Source organism: Clavibacter michiganensis (assembly GCF_016907085.1).
Classification (GTDB): Bacteria; Actinomycetota; Actinomycetes; order Actinomycetales; family Microbacteriaceae; genus Clavibacter; species Clavibacter michiganensis_O.
This window is the reverse complement of record NZ_JAFBBJ010000001.1, coordinates 1,269,717-1,293,593: the sequence shown is the minus strand read 5'-3', so window position 1 is coordinate 1,293,593 and position 23,877 is coordinate 1,269,717. Positions and strand designations below refer to the sequence as shown.

25 protein-coding genes and 1 pseudogene are annotated in these 23,877 nt (G+C 73.9%); 13 read left to right on the top strand and 13 right to left on the bottom strand.

Going from position 1 to position 23,877, the window contains the following annotated elements:
* Positions 1–2: 2 nt before the first annotated feature.
* From JOE38_RS05900 to JOE38_RS05890, 3 genes and pseudogenes are all read left to right on the top strand, one after another.
* Positions 3–1,265, top strand: coding sequence for an MFS transporter (locus tag JOE38_RS05900; protein ID WP_307838838.1), 1,263 nt, complete (start codon positions 3–5; stop codon positions 1,263–1,265).
* A 54-nt stretch (positions 1,266–1,319) separates the two neighbouring features.
* Positions 1,320–1,565 (top strand): annotated as a pseudogene (locus JOE38_RS16095) (recombinase family protein); the annotation flags it as partial.
* Positions 1,562–1,804 carry a recombinase family protein gene (locus tag JOE38_RS05890; protein ID WP_204575292.1) on the top strand — a complete coding sequence of 81 codons (243 nt, stop codon included), beginning with the start codon at positions 1,562–1,564 and terminating at the stop codon, positions 1,802–1,804. The pseudogene JOE38_RS16095 and the gene JOE38_RS05890, both read left to right, overlap by 4 nt.
* 26 nt (positions 1,805–1,830) lie before the next feature.
* Here JOE38_RS05890 and JOE38_RS05885 read toward each other — a convergent pair whose 3' ends face one another.
* The 4 genes from JOE38_RS05885 to JOE38_RS05870 form a co-directional block, all read right to left on the bottom strand.
* A complete protein-coding gene (locus JOE38_RS05885; RefSeq protein ID WP_204575291.1) occupies positions 1,831–2,298 on the bottom strand; it encodes a hypothetical protein in 468 nt (155 codons plus the stop codon).
* Positions 2,299–2,337: 39 nt separating this feature from the next.
* On the bottom strand, positions 2,338–2,964 hold the full coding sequence (locus tag JOE38_RS05880) for a hypothetical protein (protein ID WP_204575290.1): 627 nt from the start codon (positions 2,962–2,964) through the stop codon (positions 2,338–2,340).
* Positions 2,965–2,983: 19 nt separating this feature from the next.
* Positions 2,984–3,394, bottom strand: coding sequence for a hypothetical protein (locus tag JOE38_RS05875; protein ID WP_204575289.1), 411 nt, complete (start codon positions 3,392–3,394; stop codon positions 2,984–2,986).
* 103 nt (positions 3,395–3,497) lie between these two features.
* Complete coding sequence (locus tag JOE38_RS05870; RefSeq protein ID WP_204575288.1) at positions 3,498–4,436, bottom strand: ROK family protein; 939 nt, start codon at positions 4,434–4,436, stop codon at positions 3,498–3,500.
* 174 nt (positions 4,437–4,610) lie between these two features.
* Here JOE38_RS05870 and JOE38_RS15715 point away from each other — a divergent pair, with 174 nt between their 5' ends.
* The 4 genes from JOE38_RS15715 (at position 4,611) to JOE38_RS05850 (ending at position 8,117) form a co-directional block, all read left to right on the top strand.
* On the top strand, positions 4,611–5,384 hold the full coding sequence (locus tag JOE38_RS15715) for an SRPBCC family protein (RefSeq protein ID WP_204575287.1): 774 nt from the start codon (positions 4,611–4,613) through the stop codon (positions 5,382–5,384).
* A 75-nt stretch (positions 5,385–5,459) separates the two neighbouring features.
* Positions 5,460–6,986 (top strand): SDR family oxidoreductase, encoded by a 1,527-nt coding sequence (locus tag JOE38_RS05860; RefSeq protein WP_204575286.1) that lies wholly within the window; start codon positions 5,460–5,462, stop codon positions 6,984–6,986.
* Complete coding sequence (locus JOE38_RS05855) at positions 6,983–7,423, top strand: hypothetical protein (RefSeq protein WP_204575285.1); 441 nt, start codon at positions 6,983–6,985, stop codon at positions 7,421–7,423. Before JOE38_RS05860 ends, JOE38_RS05855 begins: the two co-directional genes overlap by 4 nt.
* 76 nt (positions 7,424–7,499) lie before the next feature.
* The gene (locus JOE38_RS05850) at positions 7,500–8,117 is read left to right on the top strand and encodes a GDSL-type esterase/lipase family protein (protein ID WP_239544755.1); all 618 of its coding nucleotides are present in this window, start codon (positions 7,500–7,502) and stop codon (positions 8,115–8,117) included.
* Here JOE38_RS05850 and JOE38_RS05845 read toward each other — a convergent pair.
* Positions 8,114–9,013, bottom strand: coding sequence for a TetR/AcrR family transcriptional regulator (locus JOE38_RS05845; RefSeq protein WP_204575283.1), 900 nt, complete (start codon positions 9,011–9,013; stop codon positions 8,114–8,116). The genes JOE38_RS05850 and JOE38_RS05845 overlap by 4 nt on opposite strands.
* Positions 9,014–9,148: 135 nt before the next feature.
* On the opposite strand from JOE38_RS05845, the gene JOE38_RS05840 reads away from it, so the two are divergent.
* A complete protein-coding gene (locus JOE38_RS05840) occupies positions 9,149–11,284 on the top strand; it encodes a S9 family peptidase (protein ID WP_204575282.1) in 2,136 nt (711 codons plus the stop codon).
* On the opposite strand, the gene JOE38_RS05835 is transcribed toward JOE38_RS05840, so the two are convergent.
* Entirely contained in the window at positions 11,281–12,201 is a 921-nt protein-coding gene (locus JOE38_RS05835) for a LysR family transcriptional regulator (RefSeq protein WP_204575281.1), read from the bottom strand. The genes JOE38_RS05840 and JOE38_RS05835 overlap by 4 nt on opposite strands.
* A 143-nt stretch (positions 12,202–12,344) precedes the next feature.
* On the opposite strand from JOE38_RS05835, the gene JOE38_RS05830 reads away from it, so the two are divergent.
* Positions 12,345–13,307: an NADP-dependent oxidoreductase gene (locus JOE38_RS05830; RefSeq protein WP_204575280.1), complete on the top strand. Its 963-nt coding sequence runs from the start codon at positions 12,345–12,347 to the stop codon at positions 13,305–13,307.
* On the opposite strand, the gene JOE38_RS05825 is transcribed toward JOE38_RS05830, so the two are convergent.
* Positions 13,304–14,032, bottom strand: a complete 729-nt coding sequence (locus tag JOE38_RS05825) for a DUF1684 domain-containing protein (protein WP_204575279.1) — start codon at positions 14,030–14,032, stop codon at positions 13,304–13,306. The genes JOE38_RS05830 and JOE38_RS05825 overlap by 4 nt on opposite strands.
* A 114-nt stretch (positions 14,033–14,146) precedes the next feature.
* On the opposite strand from JOE38_RS05825, the gene JOE38_RS05820 reads away from it, so the two are divergent.
* The 3 genes from JOE38_RS05820 to JOE38_RS05810 all read left to right on the top strand — a co-directional run bounded on the left by JOE38_RS05820 (position 14,147) and on the right by JOE38_RS05810 (position 17,343).
* Positions 14,147–15,901, top strand: coding sequence for a pyruvate dehydrogenase (locus JOE38_RS05820; RefSeq protein ID WP_204575278.1), 1,755 nt, complete (start codon positions 14,147–14,149; stop codon positions 15,899–15,901).
* A 62-nt stretch (positions 15,902–15,963) separates the two neighbouring features.
* The gene (locus tag JOE38_RS05815) at positions 15,964–16,281 is read left to right on the top strand and encodes a putative quinol monooxygenase (protein WP_204575277.1); all 318 of its coding nucleotides are present in this window, start codon (positions 15,964–15,966) and stop codon (positions 16,279–16,281) included.
* A 51-nt stretch (positions 16,282–16,332) separates the two neighbouring features.
* Entirely contained in the window at positions 16,333–17,343 is a 1,011-nt protein-coding gene (locus JOE38_RS05810) for a S41 family peptidase (RefSeq protein ID WP_204575276.1), read from the top strand.
* 16 nt (positions 17,344–17,359) lie between these two features.
* On the opposite strand, the gene JOE38_RS05805 is transcribed toward JOE38_RS05810, so the two are convergent.
* The 4 genes from JOE38_RS05805 to JOE38_RS05790 all read right to left on the bottom strand — a co-directional run bounded on the left by JOE38_RS05805 (position 17,360) and on the right by JOE38_RS05790 (position 21,384).
* Entirely contained in the window at positions 17,360–18,400 is a 1,041-nt protein-coding gene (locus JOE38_RS05805) for a zinc-dependent alcohol dehydrogenase family protein (RefSeq protein ID WP_204575275.1), read from the bottom strand.
* Positions 18,401–18,543: 143 nt separating this feature from the next.
* On the bottom strand, positions 18,544–19,473 hold the full coding sequence (locus JOE38_RS05800) for a hypothetical protein (RefSeq protein WP_204575274.1): 930 nt from the start codon (positions 19,471–19,473) through the stop codon (positions 18,544–18,546).
* Positions 19,470–20,117 carry a response regulator transcription factor gene (locus tag JOE38_RS05795; RefSeq protein ID WP_307838837.1) on the bottom strand — a complete coding sequence of 216 codons (648 nt, stop codon included), beginning with the start codon at positions 20,115–20,117 and terminating at the stop codon, positions 19,470–19,472. The genes JOE38_RS05800 and JOE38_RS05795 overlap by 4 nt, the downstream gene beginning before the upstream one ends.
* Complete coding sequence (locus JOE38_RS05790; RefSeq protein ID WP_204575272.1) at positions 20,110–21,384, bottom strand: sensor histidine kinase; 1,275 nt, start codon at positions 21,382–21,384, stop codon at positions 20,110–20,112. The genes JOE38_RS05795 and JOE38_RS05790 overlap by 8 nt, the downstream gene beginning before the upstream one ends.
* Positions 21,385–21,481: 97 nt before the next feature.
* Here JOE38_RS05790 and JOE38_RS05785 point away from each other — a divergent pair, with 97 nt between their 5' ends.
* Complete coding sequence (locus JOE38_RS05785; protein ID WP_012038813.1) at positions 21,482–21,856, top strand: DUF6804 family protein; 375 nt, start codon at positions 21,482–21,484, stop codon at positions 21,854–21,856.
* Here JOE38_RS05785 and JOE38_RS05780 read toward each other — a convergent pair.
* Both JOE38_RS05780 and JOE38_RS05775 read right to left on the bottom strand, forming a co-directional pair.
* Entirely contained in the window at positions 21,819–22,610 is a 792-nt protein-coding gene (locus tag JOE38_RS05780) for an alpha/beta hydrolase (protein WP_204575271.1), read from the bottom strand. The two genes, JOE38_RS05785 and JOE38_RS05780, sit on opposite strands and share 38 nt — an antisense overlap.
* Complete coding sequence (locus JOE38_RS05775; protein WP_204575270.1) at positions 22,610–23,758, bottom strand: glutathione S-transferase family protein; 1,149 nt, start codon at positions 23,756–23,758, stop codon at positions 22,610–22,612. Before JOE38_RS05775 ends, JOE38_RS05780 begins: the two co-directional genes overlap by 1 nt.
* Between the last annotated feature and the right edge of the window lie 119 nt (positions 23,759–23,877).

Genomic DNA, 23,877 nt, shown 5'->3' with positions numbered 1-23,877 from the left:
TGGTGACGACGACTCCCGCAGCTCCCCGTGCGGGCGCGCTCCTCGCCCTGGTCGGCATCGTGCTGGTCGCCCTCAACCTCCGCACGGCCGTCGCCGTGTTCTCGCCGATCGTCGACCAGATCGGCCGCGACGTGCCGCTCGACTCCGTCTCCATCGGCGTCCTCGGCGCCCTGCCGCCCGTGTGCTTCGCGCTGTTCGGCCTGCTCGCGCCCGCGATCTCCCGCCGCCTGGGCCTCGAGCTCACCGTCGTCGTGGGCCTCGTCGCGATGGTCGTCGGGCACCTGCTGCGCGCCGGATCCGACGCGGTGGTCGTCTTCGGCCTCGGCACGGTCCTGTCGCTCGCGGGCATGGGCCTCGGCAACGTGCTCCTTCCGCCGCTCGTGAAGAAGTACTTCCCCGGCCGGATCGGGCCGCTCACGTCGCTCACCACCGTGATGCTGTCGATCAGCACGGGCGTGCCGTCGCTCGTGGCCGCGCCGCTGGCCGACAGCGCCGGCTGGCGCGTCGCGATCGGCGCGTGGGCCGCGGTCGCGGTCGTCGCGCTCGTGCCGTGGGTGGCGCTCCTCGTCCAGCACCGCCGCGACACCCGGCGCGAGCGCGCCGCCGCGGCCGCGCTCGACCAGGTGGAGGAGGCGCCCGCGGCCGTCACGGGCCGCGTGTTCCGCTCGCCGGTCGCGTGGGCGCTCGTCGGGATCCAGTCCGCCTCGTCCTTCAACGCCTACGCGATGTTCGCCTGGCTGCCCGCGCTCCTGCAGGACACCGCGGGGCAGACGCCCGTCGCGTCCGGGGCGCTGCTCGCCGTGTTCGGGTTCATGGGGCTGCCGGCGGCCATCATCATGCCGCTGCTCGCGGCGCGCATGAAGAACGTCGGCATCCTGATCCAGGTCGGCGTGCTCTTCTTCGTCGTCGGCTACGTCGGCCTGCTCGTGGCGCCCGCCGCCGCGCCGCTGCTCTGGGTGGCCGCCGCCGGATCCGGCCCGCTGCTGTTCCCGCTGGTCTTCGTGCTCATCAACCTCCGCACCCGCACGCACGGGGGAGTGGTCGCGCTCAGCGGCTTCGTGCAGGGCATCGGCTACTCGATCGGCGCCATCGGCCCGCTCATGTTCGGCGTGCTGCACGAGCTGTCCGGCGGCTGGACCGTGCCGCTCCTGATGCTCTTCATCATGGTCGCGGTGGCGTCTGCGTCGGGCTTCTACCTCGCGCGGCCGCGCATGCTCGAGGACACCTGGGACCGCGCGCCCCGCGAGGCCGTGCGCGAGGGGTGACGCTGACGCGGTTCGGCGCGCGACCGCGGCGCCTACGCCTGCGCTCTCCATGCGGCTCTGGCTCGTCTCGACCGTGGCGAGGCGCAGTTCCTGATGTCCGTTCGCCTCGACCGTGTGTCGCGGTCCGTCACGGACTTCTCCGGGCTCCTCGACCGCTCCGTCAAGCGAGGGTGGAGCATCGTGCTCCTGGACGCAGGGATCGACACCAGCTGCCCCGCAGGCCGCTTCACGGGCAACGTCCTGGCCAGCGCCGCGCAGTATGAAAACGACTTAATTCGAGCCAGACCAAGGAAGACATGATCCAGCGGAAGGCTGAGGGGGTCATCTTCGGTCGCACCGTTGAAGATGCTCACCTGCCCACCTATGCGCGGATCCTGGCGCTGCATGACGCGGGTACCTCGATGACCAGGATCGCCAAGATCCTCCAGGAGGACGGGACTCCGACCGCGCGCGGAGGCCAGTGGCACCCCGCCACCGTTCGCCGTGTTCTGACCAGCGAGACGGCGAAGCGCCTCCGTGCTCAGGCCTCAACCGCGTAGAAGTGACCCCGCTCGGGCGTGTCGCCCTACTGGTGGCTGTCGAGCCACTGTTGCTGATGCCTCTTGTAGGCGTCTCGCACCTGGGCATCTGTGCTCACTGTCCGCCGCACGTAGTCGGTCGCCGTGCGCGCCCAGCCCTGGAACATTGCGGACCCGTTGTGCCAGTTGCTCGTACCGTTACCCGACGACGCCTCGAAGGCTAGTTCTACAAGCGCATCTGCGGCTTCATCTCCGCCCCACAGTGCTAAGCGACGGGTCGCCTTTAGCATGGGTGCGCGCGACTCTTCGGTTTCGAGACTCATCATCTCTGCCAAGCCCGGCTCATGGAGCATTGCTTCCTGAACGTCGACGACCGCCTCGATGAGGCGGTTGTCGCGCTCATGCTGACGCTCCTGAATGACCGCCTTCATCTGGCCGCGCATCGAGAGCCACGCGCCTAGGCAAGCTCCTCCCAAACCAGCTACGGCAGGGAGCACGACAGCGAGAACATCCATGGCTGGCAGCCTAGACGTGGGCTCGTCAGCGGAGGGATGCTACTCAGAAGCTGTGCTGGCGTCCGTCTCCGGACCGAAGAACGCGCGTACCTCTTCCTCTAGAGGGAAGTTCACGAGATCCAGGTTCGCGGCATCGAGCGTGAACCAAGATGCTTCGAGCGAGCCCAATTGCCAGAAGCTCATCCGGCTCTGCACCTGCATGAAGTACTTCTGGACTTCGTAGCCTGTAGTAACAGAACCCCCGGACTTCGTGATGTATCCAAGAGCGAACAGCCGTTTCCGTGACAGCCAATAGCCGACAACTGGTGCATCGGGAACGCCCGACGCCTGGTAGTCAAGCAGGGTGGTACCGGCGACGCCAGACAGAACGAGGACGCGTTGCATGTCGAACTCGTAACCTACCTTCGTAATCTCCGAGTTCGTAGCCACGGCGGCTTCGATCAGTCGAGACTGACGAACGCGGCGCTCCTGCAGTTCTGCGGCCGCCTCCTCTGCGTGTCGCTCAGCAGTCTGACGTGCGTGGTCGCGCCGCTGGAGCCAGAGGGCTAGCAGGCCGGACGAAAGGATGGCAGCGGCGGGCATGACGAACCCGGTGATGAACTCCCACGTCCCAGCCAGCACGGCGGGAAGTCCGAAGAGCTGACACAGCAGTAGGAAGAACAGCATCTTGGAACTCTAGCTAGCGCTACTCGGCCTCGTGTCGTCCCTGTCGAGCAGCCTTGAGAGCCGCCCTTCTCACCCGGGTCTCCTGTGCGCTCTCCGCGACCATCTCCAGTACGCCGGACTCCGAGAACGCCAGAAGAGTCGTGAAAGCCGCTAACCCCAGGAAGACGATGTAGCTCAGCACCACGATGATCCCGCTCATTGCCTCACTGGGAGGGGAATCGGTGACGACCGCGCCGATGCAGAAGGCCGTTGCATTGATGCCACCCAGGGATGCCAGCGTGAAGAGGAGCCAGTAGGCAATGGTCAGGACGCGGCCCGCTCTAGTCTTCCTAGAGATGAAGCTGATGCCACGGCGTGACTCTAGGACTAGGACGAACACGCCCACCGGTAGGACCTGAGCCAGCAGTGCGGCGGCGTCGAGGGACATCATGATGCGACCCTAGGGTGCTACGAGCGCTGCATTCCCGAGATAGGCGGCGAGCGTCGTTCCTCTACACAAGCCGCTCGCGATCCACGACACGCTCATGCATAATTCAGAAGCTCGGCACCATCTCCCGGCGGTGCACGAGCGCGCCGGCGCCGATGATCGGGCCGTCGGAGGACAGGCCCGACGGGACAACGCGCGTCTTGGTCACGAAGCCGAACTGCTCGCGGAGGGCGATGGGCTCGCGGATCATGTCGAAGAGGTCGGGCGTGACGCGGCTGAAGCCGCCGCCGATCGCGACGACGTCGAGGTCCACGAGCGAGCTGGCCGACGCGATGGCGCGGCCGATGGCGAGTCCCGCGCGCCGCACGGCCGCGATGGCCGTCTCGTCGCCGTCGCGGTAGGAGGCCGCGAGGTCCTCGCCGGTGGATCCCGTCCAGCCCTGCGCGCGCGCCCAGGCGACGCTCTTTGGTCCCGACGCGATCGCCTCGACGCAGCCCTGCCCGCCGCAGGTGCACGGGTCGTCGAACCCGGCGACCTCGACGTGGCCGATGTGGCCCGCGTTGCCGGTGGATCCCGCGGCGGTGCGGCCGCCGAGCACGAGCCCGCCGCCGATCCCGGTGGAGACGATCATGCCCATCACGTGGTCGTGGCCCCGGCCGGCGCCGACCCAGTGCTCGGCGAGCGTGATGGCGAGGCCGTCCATCTGCAGGGTGGTGGGCACGTCGGGCGTGAGCTCGGCGAGGCGGTCGCGCAGCGGGTAGTCGCGCCAGGCGGAGACGTTGAGCGGCGAGACGAGGCCGTGCGGCACGTCGACGGGGCCTGCCGCCGCGAGCCCGGTGCCGACGAGCTCGGCGTCGTGGGGCAGGGCGGCGAGCGCCTGGCGGGCGACCCCGAGGACGGCGTCGAGCAGCTCGTCGGCGGAGCGCTCGGGGCCCGTGGGGCCGCGGAATCGGCTGCCCTCGAGCACGCGGCCCGCGTCGTCCACGAGCGCGGACTCGACCTTGGTGCCGCCGAAGTCGACGGCGAGCGCGAGCGTGCGAGGCATCTTCGTCCTGTCCCGGCCCCGGATCCGCCCGTCGACCGGCGTCCAGGATACGGTCGGCCCCGCGGCCGCCCGCGAGACGCGCGGCCCGTCGCGCGCATCCCGCCCGCGAACCATGCCCTCACACCTGTGTGGAATTCACGGACCCGACCGGCGGTCGGCATCTAGGCTCGGCACGTGGATCCCGATCACACCCCCGGACAGGCCCCCCGCGAGGCGTCCGACCCGCGCGCCGAGAGCGCGACGCCCTCCCGCCGCGGAGGCGCCCCCGCCCTCGAGCACACCGACGCCGCCGAGGCCCGACTCGCCTCCCGCGAGCTCGACGAGGGCATGCCCGCCTCCGCCGGCCTCGACCACGACCGTGGCGCCGACCAGGGCGCCGACCGTGCCCGGTTCCCCGCCTTCCCCGGCGCCGTCCTCTCCGAGGCCCGCGAGTCCACCGTCTTCCTCCCGTACGAGTTCGTCTTCCGCCGGCTCATCGACCTGCCCCCGCTCATCGTGTGGGACGCGGTGTCCGACGCGGACATGGTCTCCGGCTGGCTCGCCGAGGCGTCCATCGAGCAGGGGGACGGCGGCGAGTTCTGGTTCGAGTGGATGACGGTGCCCGACCGCAGCCTGGCCTCCGCGTCCGGCGGGGTGGTCACGCGCTTCGAGGAGGGGCGGGCGATCGACTACACGTTCGTGCACGAGGGCGAGGTCACGGCGCGCTTCCTCCTCCGCCTCCAGGAGGTCCCCGGCGGCCCGCGCGACCGGCAGACGGAGCTCGGCGTCACGGTCTCCGGATTCATGCCCGCGGGCATCGCCAACGTGATCAAGGCCAGCTGGCGCCTGCACCTCGACCTGCTCGAGGACCTCGTCCACGGACGCCCCGTCGACTGGGCGACGTGCGAGGCCGAGCACGGCGCCACCTGGCGCCGGTACCTCGCCGAGCTCGAGTCCGCCGAGGGCTGATCCCGCAAGGCGTCGCCCACCGGCCGTCCCGGCTCCTGGGAGCCGCTTGCCAGGCTGATTGCCTAGCGTGAGGGAATGACATCGCCGAGCGCCGCCTCCCGTCTCGCCCTCGTGACCGGAGCGACGGGCTACATCGGCGGTCGGCTCGTGCCCCGCCTCCTCGAGGCCGGCTTCCGGGTGCGCGTCCTCGTCCGGGATCCGCGTCGCCTGACCGACGTGCCCTGGCGCGACGACGTCGAGGTCGTGCGCGGCGACCTCGCCGACGCCGCCACGCTCGCACCCGCGGTCGACGGCGTCGACGTCCTCTACTACCTCGTGCACGGCATGGGATCCAAGGGCGACTTCGCGTCGTCGGAGCGCGCCTCCGCCGAGCACGTCGCGAGGGCCGCGAAGGCCGCTGGCGTGGGTCGCATCGTCTACCTGGGCGGGCTGCACCCCGACACCGACGAGCTCTCGAAGCACCTCGCGAGCCGCAAGGCCGTCGGCGACGTGCTCCTCGCGAGCGGCGTGCCGACCATCGCCCTGCAGGCGGGCGTGGTCATCGGATCCGGCTCCACGTCGTTCGAGATGATCCGCCACCTCACCGAGGTGCTGCCGTTCATGCCCGCGCCCGGCTGGGTGCGCAACTTCATCCAGCCCATCGCGATCCGCGACGTCCTCTACTACCTCGTCGCGGCAGCCGACCTGCCGGACGACCTCAACCGCACCTTCGACATCGGCGGCCCGGACGTGCTCCGCTACGGCCAGATGATGAACGGCTACGCGGTCGAGGCCGGCCTGCCGCAGCGGCCCATCGCCTCCATCCCGGTCTTCGCGCCGCGCCTCGCCGCGCACTGGGTCAACGTCGTCACGCCCATCCCGCGGACGCTCGCCGTGCCGATCATCGAGTCGCTCCAGTACGACTGCGTCATGGGCGAGCACGACATCTCGCGCTACATCCCCGACCCCGAGGGCGGCCTCACCGGCTACCGCCGCTCGGTCCGCCTCGCGCTCGGCAAGATGCGCGACGGGGTCGTCGAGACCAGCTGGAAGGACTCCGCCGTCGTCGGCGCGCCCAGCGACCTGCTGCCGAGCGACCCCGAGTGGTCGGGCCACACCGTCTACCTCGACCTCAAGGAGCGCGCGACCGACGCCGCGCCCGAGGACCTCTGGGCCGTGATCGAGTCGATCGGCGGTGACAACGGCTGGTACTCGCTGCCCGTCGCGTGGGCCGCACGCGGCTGGATGGACAAGCTCGTCGGCGGAGTGGGCCTTCGCCGGGGCCGCCGCAGCGCGACCACCCTGCAGACCGGCGACGCGCTCGACTTCTGGCGGGTCGAGCACATCGAGCGCGGCTCCGCCCTGCGGCTGCGCGCCGAGATGAAGCTGCCCGGCGAGGCCTGGCTCGAGCTCAGCTCCACGCCCCGCGAGGGCGGCGGCAGCGACTACCGGCAGCGTGCGATCTTCTTCCCCTCGGGCCTCGCGGGCCGGCTGTACTGGTTCTCGATCCTTCCCTTCCACGGCGTGATCTTCACGTCGATGGCCACCCGCATCACCGCCAAGGCGCTCGCCGCGACGAAGCGCCGTGAGGCCGAGCGCGCCCTCGAGGGGGCCGCACGGTGAGCCGGCGGATCGGGGCCCCGCGCGTCGGCCTGATCCTCCTGACCCTCGTGGGCATCGCCCTCGCGTCGGCCGGCCTCGCGACGGCCGTGACCATGAGCGTGTCCGCGCCCGTGCAGGCGCGGGCCGACCTCGCGATCATCTCGGGCGACGGATCGGCCGCCGGGCGCACGCCGTCCGCCTCGAAGACGCCGTCCCCCGCGGCCTCCGAGGCCTGGAAGCCCATGCCGGTCGACGCGGCCGACGACCGCAGCATCACCGACCTCACGGACGGGGCCGCGTCGCGCGTCACCATCGACGTGCTCGGCATCCCCCTGAACCCCGGGCAGGCGGGCGCGCTGGTCGCCGCGATCCTGTCCCTCCCGCTCCTCATCGCGGTCGCCGTGCTCGTGCTCTCGCCGCGCCGTCGACGCTGGTGGCGCCGGGTGTCGCGTCGGTAGCACGGCCGAGGCGGGCGCCGATCCGGTGACTTCCGCGGGCGCGGGGACCATGATGGGCACGACGAGAGGCGGATCCATGGCACCGCGCGAACGCACGACCGTCCTCCTGGGCGACAGCCTGACGGGGGACGGCGGCTGGGGCGCCATCGTGCCCGCTCCTGACGGCGACGACGGCCCTGACGGCCCTGACGGGCAGGCGCGGATCGTGCACCTCGGCCGGGCCGGCCAGACCACCGACGACGTGCTCGCGCTCCTGCCCGACGCGGTGGCCGCGGATCCCGCGACCGTGGTGGTGTCCTGCGGCACGCACGATCTCGGCGCCGCGCGCCGCGGCCCGGAGGAGACCGTCCGCGCGCTGGAGACGATCCTCGCGCACCTCCGACGCGACCTCCCGGCGGCCCGGATCGTCGTGCTCTCGGTCCCGCCGCGCGGGCGGGAGCACGCCGAGCGGATCCGCGTCGTCAACGTGCACATCCGCCAGTACGCGCCGGCGGTCCGCGCCGAGCACGTCGACCTGTGGCCCGCCCTCGGCTTCGGCGACGGCGAGCTCGCACCCACGCTCACGGACGACCGGCTGCACCTCAACGACGACGGGGCGGCCGCCGTGCGCGCGGTGCTCGCTCCCGTGCTCGCCGCGCGGGACGCCGCGGACGACGAGGGCGGGGACGACGCGGAGCGTCCGGCCGCGTCCTAGCGGTCGGACGCCGCGGGTCCCGGGGAGCGCAGCCCGCCCACGCCCGCGAGGACCACGCCGAGCTTGCGCCGCCACCAGTCGCGCGGCGTCGCGGCGGATCCCGTCGCCACCTCCCCGGCGAACCGGGCGGTGACGCGGTCCATCGTGCCGAGGGCGTCGCGCTGCGCCGCCTCCTCGCGCGCGTGCAGCGCGTCGGGGGCACCCGCCGAGTGCGCGGGTCCGCTACGACGGGACGCGGGGGCCGTCGCCGCGGCGTCGGCGTCGGCCGCGTGGTCGGCGTGGACCGCCTCGGCGGCCAGGGCGAGCAGCCCGCGTCCCATGGCGGCCGGCATCGTGGCGTCCACGATGGGCGACGACGACGCGGGACGGTCGGCCGCGCCGACGCCCGCGGCCAGCACGCGCTCCCACCCGACGTAGGACTCCACGCCGATGTCGAGCACGGTGTCGAGCACCAGCACGGCCTCCGCCTCCGCGAAGCCCATGCGCATGAGGTCGCGGATCGCCCCGGTGAAGCGCAGGACGACCTGGTCGGGGGCCGTGTCGAGGTGGTGGATCGCGCTGGCGAGGCCCGGGTGCCGGTCGTACATGTCCCAGATCCGCTCGACGGCCTGCTCGAGGTAGGTGCGCCACGAGGTGTCGTCGGCGGCCGCGAGCCGGGCGGCGGGGGAGTCGGGGACGGTCGGCCAGTCCATCCGCGCGATGGCGGTGTCGCACGCCAGGAGGACGATGTCGTCGCGGCTCGCGACGTGCCGGTACAGCGTCGAGTGGTCGACGCCCAGGCGGTTCGCGAGCGAGGTGAGGGTGAGGGTGCTGAGGCCGACCTCGAGGGCCGCCTCCGCGATGAGCCTCCGCGAGACGCGCGCGGGCCTCCCGACCCGACCGGCTCGCCGCTCCATGCGCTCGATCCTACCGTGACGGCGCCAGGGATTTGGGCCCAAAGGATCCCGCCCGCACCGCGCTCGGCGGCGGGAGGGTCGGCCGTCGCGGCTCCGTCGGCCGGCGTCGGGAGTCGCCGCGGCTAGCGTGGGAGCATGCCCGACACCCGCACCCCCTTCTCCGAGCTCGACGACTTCATCGCCATACCGCGCCTCGGCGGCCTCGTGCTCTCGCCCGACGGACGCCGCGCGGTGCTCACCGTCACGACCCTCGACGCCGCGAGGACCGGCTACCGCCACGCCCTCTGGGTCGTGCCCGCGGGAGGCGGCGGCGTGCCGCAGCGCCTCACCCGCTCGGCGAAGAGCGAGGCGGGCGCCGCCTTCACCGCGACCGGCGACCTCCTCTTCGTCTCCTCCCGGCCCGACGCCGACGACGCCGACGAGAAGGACGCCGCGCAGCTGTGGATCCTCCCGGCCGCCGGCGGCGAGGCCCGCGCGCTGACCCGGCTCGCCGGCGGCGTGGACGGCATCGCGGCCGTCGCGCGCGACGCGGCCACGGTGATCCTGCAGGCGCCGCTGCTGCCCGGATCCGCCTCGCTCGAGGCCGACGCCGTGGCGCGCACGACGCGGTCGGACCTCAAGGTCAACGCGATCCTGCACGAGAGGTACCCCGTGCGCTACTGGGACCACGACCTCGGCCCTGACGAGCCGCACCTGTTCGCCCTCGACCTCGCCGACGCGCTCGTCGAGGAGCCCGCGCGGCCCACGACGGCGGACGCGGCCACGGCGCTCGCCGCCGAGGCCGCGGTGGAAGACGGCGGATCCGCGGCCACGGCCCCCACCGCCCAGCCGTACCCGACCTCCCTGCCGCGCCCGCGCGACCTCACCCCGCGGCCCGGCCGCAGCCTCGACCACGCGGCCGCCGCGCTCTCGCCGGACGGCCGCACGCTCGTCGTCGCGGTCGGCGTGAAGGAGCGCCGCGGCGACCGGCAGGCGCTCGTGTCGATCGACGTCGCGACCGGGGAGCGCACCACGCTCCTCGACGTGCCCGGCGCCGACATCGAGTCGCCCGCGATCAGCCCCGACGGCGCCCTCCTCGCCTACATGCGCACCGACCGCGCGACGCCCGCCGCGCCCACGCAGGAGGAGATCTGGGTGTCGGCGCTCGACGGATCCGACGCCCGCCGCGTCGCCGCCGGCTGGGACCGCTGGCCGTCTTCGCTGCGGTTCGACGCGGACTCGCAGGGCCTCGTCGTCACGGCCGACCAGGACGGGCGCGGACCCGTGTTCCGCATCGGCCTCGACGACGCCGTCACGCAGCTCACGAGGGACGACCACGCCTACACCGACGTGCACGTCGACCGGGAGACCGGCGACGTGCTCGCGCTCCGCTCCTCGTGGATGGCGCCCGCGCACCCCGTGCGCGTGTCGGCCGCCGATGGATCCGTGACGGAGCTCGCGACGCCCGCACCCGTGCCCGCGACCACCGGCACCATGACCGAGGTCGAGACGACGGCCGCCGACGGCGCGCGCGTGCGCGGCTGGCTGATGCTGCCCGAGGGCGCGTCGGCCGAGGCGCCCGCGCCGCTGCTGCTGTGGATCCACGGCGGCCCGCTCAACAGCTGGAACGCGTGGAGCTGGCGCTGGATCCCGCAGGTGATGGTGGCGCGCGGCTACGCGGTGCTGCTGCCGGATCCCGCGCTGAGCACCGGCTACGGCCTCGACTTCATCGCGCGCGGCTGGGACGCGTGGGGCGAGGCGCCCTTCACGGATCTCATGTCGATCACGGACGCCGTCGAGGCGCGCGACGACGTCGACGAGACGCGCACGGCCGCGATGGGCGGCTCGTTCGGCGGCTACATGGCCAACTGGGTCGCGGGCCACACCGATCGCTTCCGCGCCATCGTCAGCCACGCGAGCCTGTGGGCGCTCGACCAGTTCGGGCCCACCACCGACTCGTCGCAGTACTGGCAGAGCATCTTCTCGGCCGAGGGGCTCGACCGGAACTCGCCGCACCATTCGGTGCGCGACATCGTGACGCCCATGCTCGTGATCCACGGCGACCGCGACTACCGCGTGCCGGTCGGCGAGAGCCTGCGCCTGTGGTCGGAGCTCGCGGAGCACCACGCGGCGGACGACGGCACGACCCCGCACCGGTTCCTGATCTTCCCGGACGAGAACCACTGGGTCCTGAAGCCCCAGCAGTCGGTGGTCTGGTACCGGACGGTGCTCGCGTTCCTCGACCAGCACGTGCACGGGAAGGACTGGGTGCGGCCCGAGGTGCTCGGCTAGGGGCGGCGGCGCGCGGCCTGGACGTCGACCGCGACGGCGTCGAGCGCGCGGCGGAGCCAGCGGGAGGCGGGATCCGCGTCGGCGCGGCGGTGCCAGCGCTGGTCCACCTGCACCTCCGGCAGGTCGAACGGCAGCCGGTGCGCCCGGAGCGGGACGCCGCCGTCGACGAGGCGCTCCGTCATGAGCTCGGGGAGCAGGCAGATGGATCCGCTGCCCACCACCATGAGCGCCGCGACCGCGTAGGTGGGCGCGACCGCCACGACGCGTCGCGTCCGCCCCGTGGCCTCGAGGGTGTCGTCGACCGGGCCGCGCGCATGGCCGCGCCGCGAGGCCGAGACGTGCGGGTGGGCGGCGAGGTCGTCGAGCGTGAGCGTGGTCTTCCGGCCGAGCGCCGTGCGCGCGCCGACGACGGCGACGAAGCGGTCGGTGACGAGCGGCGCGGCGAGCACGTCGGGCGGCGAGGCCACGCGGATCCCCACGTCGAGATCGAGGGTCCCGTCGCGCAGGCCCTCGGCGTCCTTCGACTCCTGCGGGACGAACCGCAGCAGGACGCCCGGCGCCTCGGCGACCACGCGCTCCGTGAGGGCGGGCGCGAGCACGGGGATCAGCGACTCGTTCATGCGGATGGTGAAGGCGCGGTTCCAGGTGGAGGGGTCGTCCTCCCCGGCGCGGGTGAGGCCGTCCGCCTCGTCGAGGAGGGCGCGGACCGACGCGGCGACGCGCAGCGCGAACGGCGTGGGCACCATGCCGCGGCCGGCGCGCACCAGGATCTCGTCGCCCATGCTCACGCGCAGCCGGCCGAGCGCGCGGCTGGCGGCGGGCGGCGAGAGGGCGAGTCGGGAGGCGGCCTCGGTGACGCTGCTCGTGGCGACCAGGGCGTCGAGCACGCGGAGCAGGTTCAGGTCGAGCTGGGCCACGGGTCCTCCTTGTTGCGTCCGATGCAATGCACGCTTATCAGCATTGCACTGGACGCACGGCCACCGCGACCCGAGACTGGCCCAGGCGCCCGCCCCATCCGCCCGGATTCGCCGGACGCGCCGCCCACGAGAAGGAGCCCGCCATGTCCCGAGCCATCCGACCCCGCCAGCACGGAGGACCCGAGGTCCTCGCCGTCGTCGACGTCCCCACGCCCCGGGCGGGAGCCGGGGAGGTCGTCGTCCGCGTCCGCGCCGCCGGCGTCAACCCGATCGACTGGAAGCTCTACGGCGGCGCCTTCCACGAGGTCGACGACGACCAGCGCGACGAGGCCGGTCTCACGGAGGAGATGCCGACGCTCGGCCTCGAGTGCGCCGGGGTGGTCGTCGAGGTCGGCGCGGACGTGCGCGACGTGGTCGTCGGCGAGGAGGTCATCGTCTACCCGGTCACGGCCGCGTACGCCGACCACGTGGTCGCACCGCCGTCGTCGCTCATCCGCCGGCCGGCGGCGCTCGGCGAGGAGGAGGCCGCCGGCCTGATGCTGGCCGGGACCACGGCGGCGCACGCCCTGCACGCCGTCGGCGTGGGAGCGGGCGACACCGTCCTCGTCCACGGCGGTTCCGGCGGCGTGGGGCTCATGGCCGTGCAGCTCGCGCGGATCGCCGGCGCCACGGTCGTCGCGACCGCCTCGGCGCGCAACCACGACGTGCTCCGCGAGCTCGGCGCGGTCCCCGTCGCCCACGGCGAGGGGTCGGCCGACCGGATCCGCGCCGCGGCGCCGCAGGGCATCGACGCGGCCGTCGACACGGTCGGCACGGACGAGGCGCTCGACGTCTCGGTCGAGCTCGTCGCCGACCTCGGGCGGATCGCGTCGATCACGGGATCCGACCAGCGGGCGGAGGCGGGCATCCGCCTCCTCGGCTACGGACCCGGACAGGACGCGGGCACGGAGTACCGCGCGTCCGTGCGCCAGGAGCTGGCCGACCACGCGGGCGCGGGACGCCTCCGGGTCCGCATCGCGGAGACCTTCACCCTGGCCGACGCCGCGGACGCGCACCGCTTCGCCCGCCGGAGCCACGCGCCCGGCAAGGTGGTGCTGGTGCCCTAGGCCTCGTCGCGATAGACCACGCGGCGCTCACCGGCGCGGACGGCCGCGGTCAGGCGGTTGCCGGCGGGCGGGAGCGGGCAGTTCATCCAGTCGGAGAAGCCGCACGGCGGGACGACGGCGCGCGTGAAGTCGAGGGTCACGGGTCCGTCGCCGTCGGGGCGCGGGAGGAAGAGGAAGCGGCTGGGCGCGTAGCTCTCGCGGCCGGTGGTCGCGTCGGCGAAGACGAGCTGGAGGCGGTCGCCGGACGCGAACGCGCTGAGGCGCACCTCGGCCCCCTCGATCTCCACGACGATGTCGCCGGGGACCGGCAGCTCGCGCGTGCGGCCGGAGTCGGCGATGTGCTCGAAGGGGATCACGCGGTCGTCGTCGACGCGCTCGAAGCGGCCCTCGAGGATCCACTCGGGCGCGTACGGGTAGACCTCGATGTCCTCGAACGCGCGGTTCCTCGGCGACGCGGAGTCCCACAGCCGGTAGCCGTGCTCGGGCTCGCCGGTGTCGAGCGAGATGCGCTCGAGGCGCGTGAGCTGCACCGTGTCGGGCTGGCCCTCGAGCGCCTCGAGGTCGCTGACCTCCCGGCCGGGCTCGAGCCACGTCGTCTGGATCAGCGCGAGGCTGCCGAACGGGCTCGTCACGGCGGCGAGGCGGGCGCGGTGCCAGGCCTCGTAGGAGGCCAGGGCGTCGGCGGATGCGGCGGGGCGGTCGGGGGTCTCTCGCGTGTCGGTCACCCTGGGTCAACGTGAGCCGCGTCCGCCGGCATTCCCGACGGACGCCGGGACCGGGTCCGGAGCCCGCGCGGAGGCGGCGGGTATTGACTGGACGCACCGACGGAAGGACGCAACATGGCACGCACGGTCGCCGACCAGCTCATCGCCCAGCTCATCGAGGCGGGGGTGAGCCGCATCTACGGGGTCGTCGGCGACAGCCTCAATCCGGTCGTCGACGCGGTGCGGCGCACGGGCGGGAGCCGCAGGGGCGGCATCGACTGGATCCACGTGCGGCACGAGGAGGCCGGTGCCTTCGCCGCCTCCGCCGAGGCGCAGCTGACCGGGAAGCTCGCGGTGTGCGCCGGATCCTGCGGCCCCGGCCACCTCCACCTCATCAACGGCCTCTACGACGCGCACCGCTCGGGCGCGCCGGTGCTCGCCATCGCGAGCCACATCACCACGAACCAGATCGGGTCCGGCTACTTCCAGGAGACCCACCCCGACCGCCTCTTCGTCGAGTGCTCGCACTACACGGAGATGATCTCGACCGCAGTCCAGGCGCCGCGCGTCGTCGACCAGGCCATGCGGCACTCGCTCGCGCTCGGCGGCGTCAGCGTGATCACGCTGCCGGGCGACGTGGCCGAGTTCGAGGCGGAGGGCGAGGCGCCGGCCTTCTCGCTGCCGCGGCGGCCCGCGATCGTGCCCGCCGAGGAGGACGTGCGCGCGCTCGCCGCGGCCATCGACGACGCGAAGAGCGTCGCGATCTTCGCGGGCCGCGGCGCGGGATCCGCGCACGCCGAGCTCATGGAGCTGGCCGACAAGATCGCCGCTCCCGTCGGCCACTCGCTGCGCGGCAAGGACGTGATCCAGCAGGACAACCCGTTCGACGTCGGCATGACGGGCCTCATCGGCTACGGCGCCGCGGCCGCCGGCATCGCGGGCGCCGACCTGCTGATCCTCATCGGCACCGACTTCCCCTACGACCAGTTCCTGCCCGGCAAGGAGGTGCGGACCGCGCAGATCGACATCGCGCCCGAGCGCCTCGGCCGCCGCACCGACGTCGACATCGCGATCCACGGCGACGCGCTCTCCACGATCCGCGCGGTACTGCCGCTCGTGGAGCGGAAGACGGACCGCAGGTTCCTGGAGAAGCTGCTGAAGGAGCAGGACAAGAAGGTCGAGCAGGTCGTCGGCGCGTACACGTCCAAGGCGGAGAAGCTGAAGCCCATCCACCCGGAGTACGCGGCCAGCATCCTCGACGAGGTCGCGGCCGACGACGCCGTCTTCCTCAGCGACACCGGCATGTGCAACGTGTGGACCGCGCGCTACATCACCCCGAACGGGCGCAGGCGGATGCTCGGGTCGCTCGTGCACGGGTCCATGGCCAACGCGCTGCCGATGGCGATCGGCGCGCAGGTCGCGGACCCGGGGCGCCAGGTCGTGTCGGTCTCCGGCGACGGCGGCCTCGCGATGCTCATGGGCGAGCTCGTCACGGTCGCGGCTTACCACCTGCCCGTGAAGGTCGTCGTCTTCAACAACTCGACGCTCGGGCTCGTGAAGGTGGAGATGCTCGTCGACGGGATCCCGGACTTCGGCGTCGACGTGCCCATGGTCGACTACGCCGCGGTGGCCGCCGCGCTCGGGATCCACTCCCAGCGCGTCGAGGACCCGGCCGACATCCGCGGCGCCCTCGAGGCCGCGTTCGCGCACGACGGGCCCGCGCTCGTCGACCTCGTGACCGACCCGATGGCGCTCTCGATCCCGCCGGAGATCACGGCCGCGCAGGTGAAGGGCTTCGCGCTCTCGATGTCGAAGATCGTGATGAACGGCGGCGTCGGCGAGGCCGTGAAGCTCGCCCGCTCGAACCTGCGGAACATCCCGCGGCCGTGAGCGATCCCGCGCTCCCGTCCCGTCCCACCCCGAACCGCCCCACCCCGAACCGAGGAGAACCCATGTCCCAGCCCGTCGTCGTCACCGCCGTCTTCACGCCCGTCGAGGGCAAGCACGACGAGGCGGTCGCCGCCCTGTCCCGCGGCATCGCCGAGGTGCACGAGGAGGAGGGCTGCGAGGTCTACGCGATCCACGACGCCCCCGACGGCACCATCGTGATGGTCGAGAAGTGGTCGTCCGTGGAGGACCTCGACGCGCACGGCGCCGGCGACGCCGTCGCCCGCATGGGCGCGTCGCTCGCCGGCCTCATCACGGGGCCCGCCGTCGTCACGCGGCTCACGCCGATCCCGGCGGGCTCGGAGCTGCAGGGCGCGCTCTAGGCGCGGGGGAGCGACGGCGCGGGCGGGTCCCGCATCCGGCAGGGTGGGCGCATGCCCCCACGTCGATCCAGGATCCTGAGCGGCCTGCCCCTCGCGTTCGCGGTCGCCGTGGTCGTGCTCATCGGCGGGACGATCGCCGCGACGCCGTCCCTCGAGCGCGCCGGCCTGCTCGACGTGCCGCCCTCGCCGCAGCGCTACGCCGACATGGCGGTGGACCTCATGGTCGACGGGCTCCAGGCGGATCCCGCCCGCGTCGCGGAGGTCCGGGCGGAGGTGGACGCGCAGGCGGCCCGGGCGCGCACCTACGCGGGCACGTATCCGGCGCTCTCCGGGGCCGCGAAGGAGCTGGGCGGCGAGCACAGCTCCCTGCTCGGACCCGTGGAGGCCGCGGCGGACTTCGGTGACAGCCCACCGGTGTCGGCCGCAGCCGAGCCGCGGCCCACGGTCACGACGGCCGACGGGATCACGACCATCGTCGTGCCCGCGCTCGTGGGCGGAGACGAGGCGTCCCGCCAGCGCTACGTCGACGCGGGAGCCCGGGCGCTCGCGGCCGCCGTGCCCGCGACGACCCGCGGCTGGGTCGTGGACCTGCGGGGGAACCACGGCGGCGACATCTGGCCCATGCTCGCCGCGGTCTCGCCGCTGCTCGACGAGGGGCGGGTGATGTCGTTCGAGCAGGCGGACGGCTCGGTGCCCGTCACCGTCGCGGGCGGTGCGGTCGCCCAGGGCGGCGACGTCATGGCGACGAGCGACGCGGGTCGGGTGCCCGCTGGGGTGCCGATCGCCGTGGTCACCGACGGCATGACCGTGAGCTCCGGCGAGGCCGTCGCGATCGCGTTCGTCGGGCAGGACGGCGTGTGCTCGTTCGGGCAGCCCACCTACGGCTTCAGCTCGGCGAACTCCCCGCGGACGCTCGTCGACGGCGCGATCGTGAACCTCACGGACGCGGTCGACGCCGACCGCACCGGGAAGCGCTACGGCGTACCCGTCGTGCCGGACGTCGTGGTCGACGACGCGGGCGTCACGGCCGCGGTCGACGCGTGGTTCGACGCGCCGCGCTAGCCGGCCGCGGCGCGCGTCAGCCGACCTCGACCAGCGTGATCCCCGCCGAGCGATCGCCCGACGCGAGCGCCTCGAGCGCGGCCGGGGCCTCGTCGAGGGTGATGCGGTGCTCGATGAGCAGCTCCGGGCGGAGCGCTCCCGAGGCGACCATGCCCATCAGCTCGGCGTAGTCGCGCGCGGGCATGCCGTGGCTGCCGTGCAGGCTCAGCTCCTGGCTGATGACGAACGGCACGGGCACCGTCGGCTCGCTCGCGAACAGGCCGATCTGCACCTGACGGCCGGTCGGCGCGAGCGCGAGCAGGCTGATCCGGAGCGTGGACTCGCGGCCGAGCGCCTCCACCGAGACCTGCACGCCGTCGGGGGAGACCGCGTGGATGGCGTCGAGGACGTCGAGCTCCGAGAGGTCGGACGAGTCGATCGTGTACTCGGCGCCGAGCTCCGACGCGCGCGCGAGGGCGGCCGGGTCGACGTCGACGGCGATGACCTCCGCGCCGACCGCGACGCCGATCATCACCGCGCTGAGGCCCACGCCGCCGCAGCCGATGACGAGGAGGCGCTCGCCGCGCTGGATCCGGGCCCGGTGCACGAGCCCGCGGAACGCCGTCGCGAAGCGGCAGCCGAGGAGCGCGGCGGCGCCGGCGTCGAGGTCGTCGGGGACGGGGATGAGGTTGACGTCGGCGTCGTGCAGCGCGACGAGCTCGGCGAACGATCCCCAGTGCGTGAAGCCCGGCTGCGTCTGGTCCCGGCACACCTGGCCGTTGCCGGCGCGGCACTCGGCGCAGCGGCCGCACGCGCACACGAACGGGACGGTGACGCGGTCGCCGACGTGGTAGCGCGTGACCTCGGGGCCGACCTGGTGGATCCGTCCGACCAGCTCGTGGCCCGGCACCTGCGGGAGCGCGATGCCGTCGTCGTGGCCGAGCCAGCCGTGCGCGTCGCTGCGGCAGACGCCCGTGGCCTCGACGCGCACGATGACGCCGGCGGGGGAGGGGACGGGATCCGGCAGCTCGCGGACGACGGGGGTCTCGCCGAACCTCTCGTAGACGACGGCGCGCATGGGGGCTCCTCGGGGTCGGGGCGGGGACGGGCTCGTCCACGGTATCCGAGCGCCGGAGCTATGCCGATCCGGGAGGGTCGTCGTGCGTCCACGTGTTCACGACCCAGCCGACGCGGGACGGATCCGCGACGGCGCCGCACCGGTCAGCCGCGGTCGGCATCGTCGAGCAGCGCCTCGCGCACCACGGCGGTCGTCGCGACCACCTGGCGGGCCCGATGCGAGGACAGCAGGACCGCGTCGGCCTCGGTGACGAGCGACTCCTCCCGCCACTGCGCGTCGTACAGGGCAGCGCGGTATCCCGACGACGCCTGGCAGGCGGCGTCGGCGCGGGCGAGCGCGATGTCGGCGGACGGTCCGTCGCCGTCCTCGGGCTCCAGCAGGGTCATCGGATCCGCGGGCAGCGGGCGTCCCCGGTCGCGGAGCGCGTCAGCGGAGGACTCGACGAGGCAGTCGCGCCAGGCGCCGGCCGCCGTGATGACCGCGGGATCGCGGACGGCGCGCTCCCGGGCGTCGGCGCGCAGCTCGAGCGCGCGCATCTGGATGCCCTGGTTCGTGGTGGCGTGCGCCCAGACGCCCGCGCGGACGCCGGGGAGGCAGACGTCGAGCGCACGACCGAGATCCACGTCGTCAGCGTGCGCCATCCGCCACTCGCGGTGCGCGACGCGCGCGGGATCCACGACCGGCCCGTACCCCGAGGCCGCGGCGCGCGCGGCGTCGAGCGGCGGGGCGACGAGGCGCCCGTCCGCGTGCGACTCCGGCGCGAGGAGCACCGCCGGGTCGAGCGCGGGCGCCTGCTCCGCGATGCCCTGCTCCGTGAGGCACGGCCGCAGGCGGATGTCCTCGGCCACGCCGATGGCGTCCATCGAGACGCCCGCGGCCGCGTCGAGCGGCATGGTCCAGGCCGCGGCGTCCCGCGCGGGGAGGTCCGCGACGGGCTCGGTGCGCGGCACCGGCGCGTTGACGACGGCGACGCCGACGAGCCCGGCCGCGACCACGACGGCGACGACGCCGCGGGGCGTGCGGATCCGGCGGACGAGACGTGCCGCGGACGCGCGGATGGGGGATGCGCTCACGACCGCACCAGTCCTCTCTCATGGGCGAAGACGACGACCTGCAGGCGGCTGCGGAGCCCGAGCTTCGCGAGCACCGCCTGCACGTGCGTCTTCACGGTGGACGCCTGGACGAAGGACGCCTCGGCGATCTGGGTGTTGGTGAGCCCGCGCGCGACAAGCAGGAACGTCTCGCGCTCCCGGGGCGTCAGCGCGGCGAGCACGTCGAGGTCGGGGCGCGGCGGCGGGGATCCGAAGTCGCGCAGGAGGTCGTCGGTGTCGCCCGTCACGTCCCCGGCGGCGGCCGCGCGCACGGTGGCGAGCAGGACCTCGGGCCGGGCGTCCTTGGTGAGGAACGCGGCGGCGCCGGCCCGGGCGGCGGCGCGCACGGCCTGGTCCTCGCGCATGGTGGTGAGCACGACCACGCGCGGCGCCTCCGCGCCGCCGTCCCGCATCGCGGCGGTCGCGGCGAGGCCGTCGAGCACGGGCATGCGGAGGTCCATCAGCACCACGTCGGGGGACTCGCGCCGCACCAGGTCGAGCCCCGTGCGGCCGTCCCCGGCGATGCCGACGCAGACGAGGTCGTCGGTGGCGTCGATCTGCATGCGGAGCCCCTCGGCGAAGAGCTGCTGGTCGTCGACCACCGCCACGCGCACGCGCTCAGCCACGGATCGCGATCGTGCCGGTGGAAGGGGCGGCGGGGGCGGGCTCGGCCGAGGACGCGGCGCCATCGAGGGGCAGGAAGGCGGTGACGACGAACTCGCCGTCCGCGTCCGGCTCGGCGGTGAGCCAGCCGCCGGCGATGCGGGCGCGCTCGCGCATCCCGGGGATCCCCGCACCCGACCCCGTCAGTGAGCCGGCCTGCACGAGCGGGCTCCGACCCGACGAGCGCACCAGGAGCGCGAGCCCGGGACCGCGCCAGTCGAGCACGACCGCCGCGGTGGCCTCCGCACCGCCGTGCTTCAGCGCGTTCGTGAGGCTCTCCTGCACGATGCGGTAGACGGCGAGCTGGTGCGCGGGCCGCAGGGCCCGGCGCTCGCCGAGCTCGTCGAGGGCGATCCCCATGCCGACGTCGCGCATCCGCTCGACGAGGGCGGGCAGGTCGGCCAGCGACAGCAGCTCGTCGCCGGCCTCGGTGATGCGCTCGATCAGGCCGCGCACGTCGGTCAGCGCGTCGCGTGCCACGCCGGAGATCGCGGTGAGGGCGCCGGCCACGATCTCCGGCCGTCGCGCGGACATGGCCGTCGCGCCCTCCGACTGCGCCACGACGATGGTGAGCGCGTGCGCCACCGAGTCGTGCACGTCGCGGGAGATGCGGGCGCGCTCGATCCCGAGCCGCAGCTCGAGGTCGGTCTCCGCCAGGCGGCCTTCCGCCTCCACGAGCACCGCGCCCAGGCGGCGGAGGCGCAGCGCGGCGCCGACGCCGAACCCGAGCGCCCAGGCGAGGACGACCGCGCCGACGGCCGCGAGGAGCAGCACGACGACCGCGTCGCCGACGGGCCGGGCGCCGCCCATGGCGAGCATGTCCGTCCAGTCGAGGAGGCGCGTCCGCACGGCGCCGGTCGGCATCGTGACGTGGAGGGCGGCGGCCCCGGCGGCGAGGATGCCGACGGGCAGGGCCGCGAGCCGCGTCCGCCGCGCGCCCGTGGCGGCGATCAGCAGGACGACGACGCCGATGGCCGCGTGCATCGGCCACGTGGTCGACTCTGCGGCCGGGGCGAGGCCCACGAGCTGCAGCACCGGGATCACGACGACGATGGCGAGCGACGCGGCCGGGAGCCAGACGCCCAGGGCGATGGCCGCGCCGAGCGCCACGGCGAGGGTGGCGGCGCCCGCGAGGTCGGCGCGGCCCGCCTCGGCGAGGACCCAGAGGCCGGCGAACACGACGCCGCCGAGCGGGGCGATCGCGTGGGCGATCATGCGGGAGGAGGTCATGGCCTCAGGCTAGGAGCGGCCCGCGCCCGCGCGGCCCGTCGGCCGGGAACCTCATCCTCGCGGGGGAGGTCCCGGCGCGCGCTGGCAGACTGTCCCGGTGACCCGCACCCCCGCCGCCCCCGCCTTCACCCGTCCGTCGCTCGCGCCCGGGCTCCTCGGCGCCATCGTGCTGCTGGCCGGGTTCGCGGTGATCGACGGCGACCTCTTCACGGTCGTGCGGTTCGCGGTCGCGATCCTCGCGCTCATCATGATCGTGTTCTCGGTGCGCGCACGCAGCTGGTGGAGCGCCGCGCTGCTCGCGGCCGTCGCCGTGATGTGGAACCCCGTCGCCGTGATCCCCGTCGAGGCCGTCACGTGGCAGTCGCTGCAGTACGTGGCCGCGATCGTCTTCATCGCCGCGGGCATCCTCGTGAAGGTGCCCGTCGAGGACGCCCCTACGCCGGGCCGACCCCGAACGCGCGCTCCTCGGTGAGTCCCCGCCGCAGGTAGGCGACGATCTCGTCGAGCGACCGGCGGGCGAGCGCCGGATCCGCCGCCGGGTAGGCGAGCCAGCCCTGGTCGGCGCGGGGGATCCGGATGAGCCGCGCCTTCATCCCCGCCGCCTTCAGCGCCGCGACGCCCTCGACGACGTGGTCGATGCGCGCGTCCGCGGCGCCCACGTGCACGAGCGCGTCCGGGAGCCGGTCGCGGCCGTGGCCCTGGCGGTCGGCGGATCCGGCGCTCGGCACGTCGCCGGACGGGCTCACGAGCACGAGCCGGAGCACGGCGGGACCGTCGGCGTCGCGGGCGAGCGCCGTGATCCGGAGCGCGCGATCCGCACCCGGGCCGTCGCCGAGGATCCCGAGCCGCTCCGGCGTCCCGTTCCACCCGGCCGCGTGCGACGCGATCCAGGAGAGGCCCGCGAGCGCCTGCGCGTCGTCGTCGGGCGCCATCGTCACGACGACCGCGCGGAGGTCCTTCGCGAGCGTGGACGGCAGCCAGTCGCCGTCGTGCCGGGCGAGGACGACGAGCACGGGGGATCCGGTCGCCGAGCGGTCGTGGCCGGGCGGCGTCCACACGGCGATGTCGAGGGGGAGGCCCTGCTCGCCGGCGGAGCGCCGGACGACGCGCGTGCCCGCCGCGGGCGTCCCGCGGAGCGACCGTGCGACCGCCGGGACGTGCCGGATGGCCAGGCCGAGCAGACGGCGCCGCGGCGTGACGCGGGCGGCCTCGGTGCGTGCCGCCATCAGGCGCGGTCCGCGGGTGCGGCGTCGGCCGATCCGGGCACGGGCGTCCCGGAGACCGAGGCGCGCGCCTCGGACGGGCGCGTCTCGCGTCCGCCGCGCGGCACCGCGCCGTGGCCGTCGGGCACGCGCTCGCCCTCGCGGACCGGGCCGGGAGGGGTGCCGTCGCCGAACGGGCGGCCGCCGAGCTCCTCGCGCCCGTGCGGCTCGAGCCAGCCCCACGTCTCGGGACCTGTGGGCACGACGCGGGTCGGGTTGATGTCGGTGTGCGTCAGGTAGTAGTGCTGCTTGATCTGCACGAAGTCGATGGTGTCGCCGAACCCGGGCGTCTGGAACAGGTCGCGCGCGTACGCCCAGAGCACGGGCATCTCGTCGAGCTTCTGCCGGTTGCACTTGAAGTGGCCGTGGTAGACGGCGTCGAAGCGGGCGAGCGTCGTGAAGAGGCGGACGTCGGCCTCGGTGATGGTGTCGCCCACGAGGTAGCGCTGGGTCGACAGGCGCTCGCTCAGCCAGTCGAGGCGTCCGAAGAGGCGGTCGTAGGCCTTCTCGTACGCCTCCTGGGATCCCGCGAAGCCGCAGCGGTACACGCCGTTGTTCACGTCGCGGAAGACGAGGTCGGCGACCTCGTCGATCTCGGCGCGGAGGTGCTCGGGATAGAGGTCCGGCGCGCCCTCGCGGTGGTGCTCGGTCCACTCGGTGGAGAGGTCGAGCGTGATCTGCGGGTAGTCGTTGGTGACGACCTGGCCGGAGGGGATGTCGACGAGCGCCGGCACGGTGATCCCCCGCGGGTAGTCGGGGAAGCGCGCGAAGAACGACTCCTGCAGGCGCTCGGTGCCGAGCACGGGGTCGCGGCCGTCGGGGTCGAGGTCGAAGGTCCAGCTGCGGGCGTCGTGCGTGGGGCCGGGGAGGCCGAGCGAGATGGCGTCCTCGAGGCCGAGCAGGCGCCGCACGATCACCGAGCGGTTCGCCCACGGGCACGCACGCGCCGCGACGAGGCGGTACCGGCCGGCCTCGACGGGCCAGCCCTGGGAGCCGTCGCGGAGGATCCGGTCCTCGATGTAGTTCGTGTCGCGGGTGAACTCCCCCTCCTCGACGTAGCGGCCGGGAGCGCCCGCCTCGTTGCTGCCTGCGGGTGTCGCCTGATCCGTCATGCATCCACCCTAGGCCGGGCCGCCCACGGCGACCGGGCCGGGCCGAGCCGCACCGCGCACACCGGCGCCGAGCGGCTCCCGCGTGCCGTAAACTCCTCCGTGTGCCCGTCCTCCCCGAG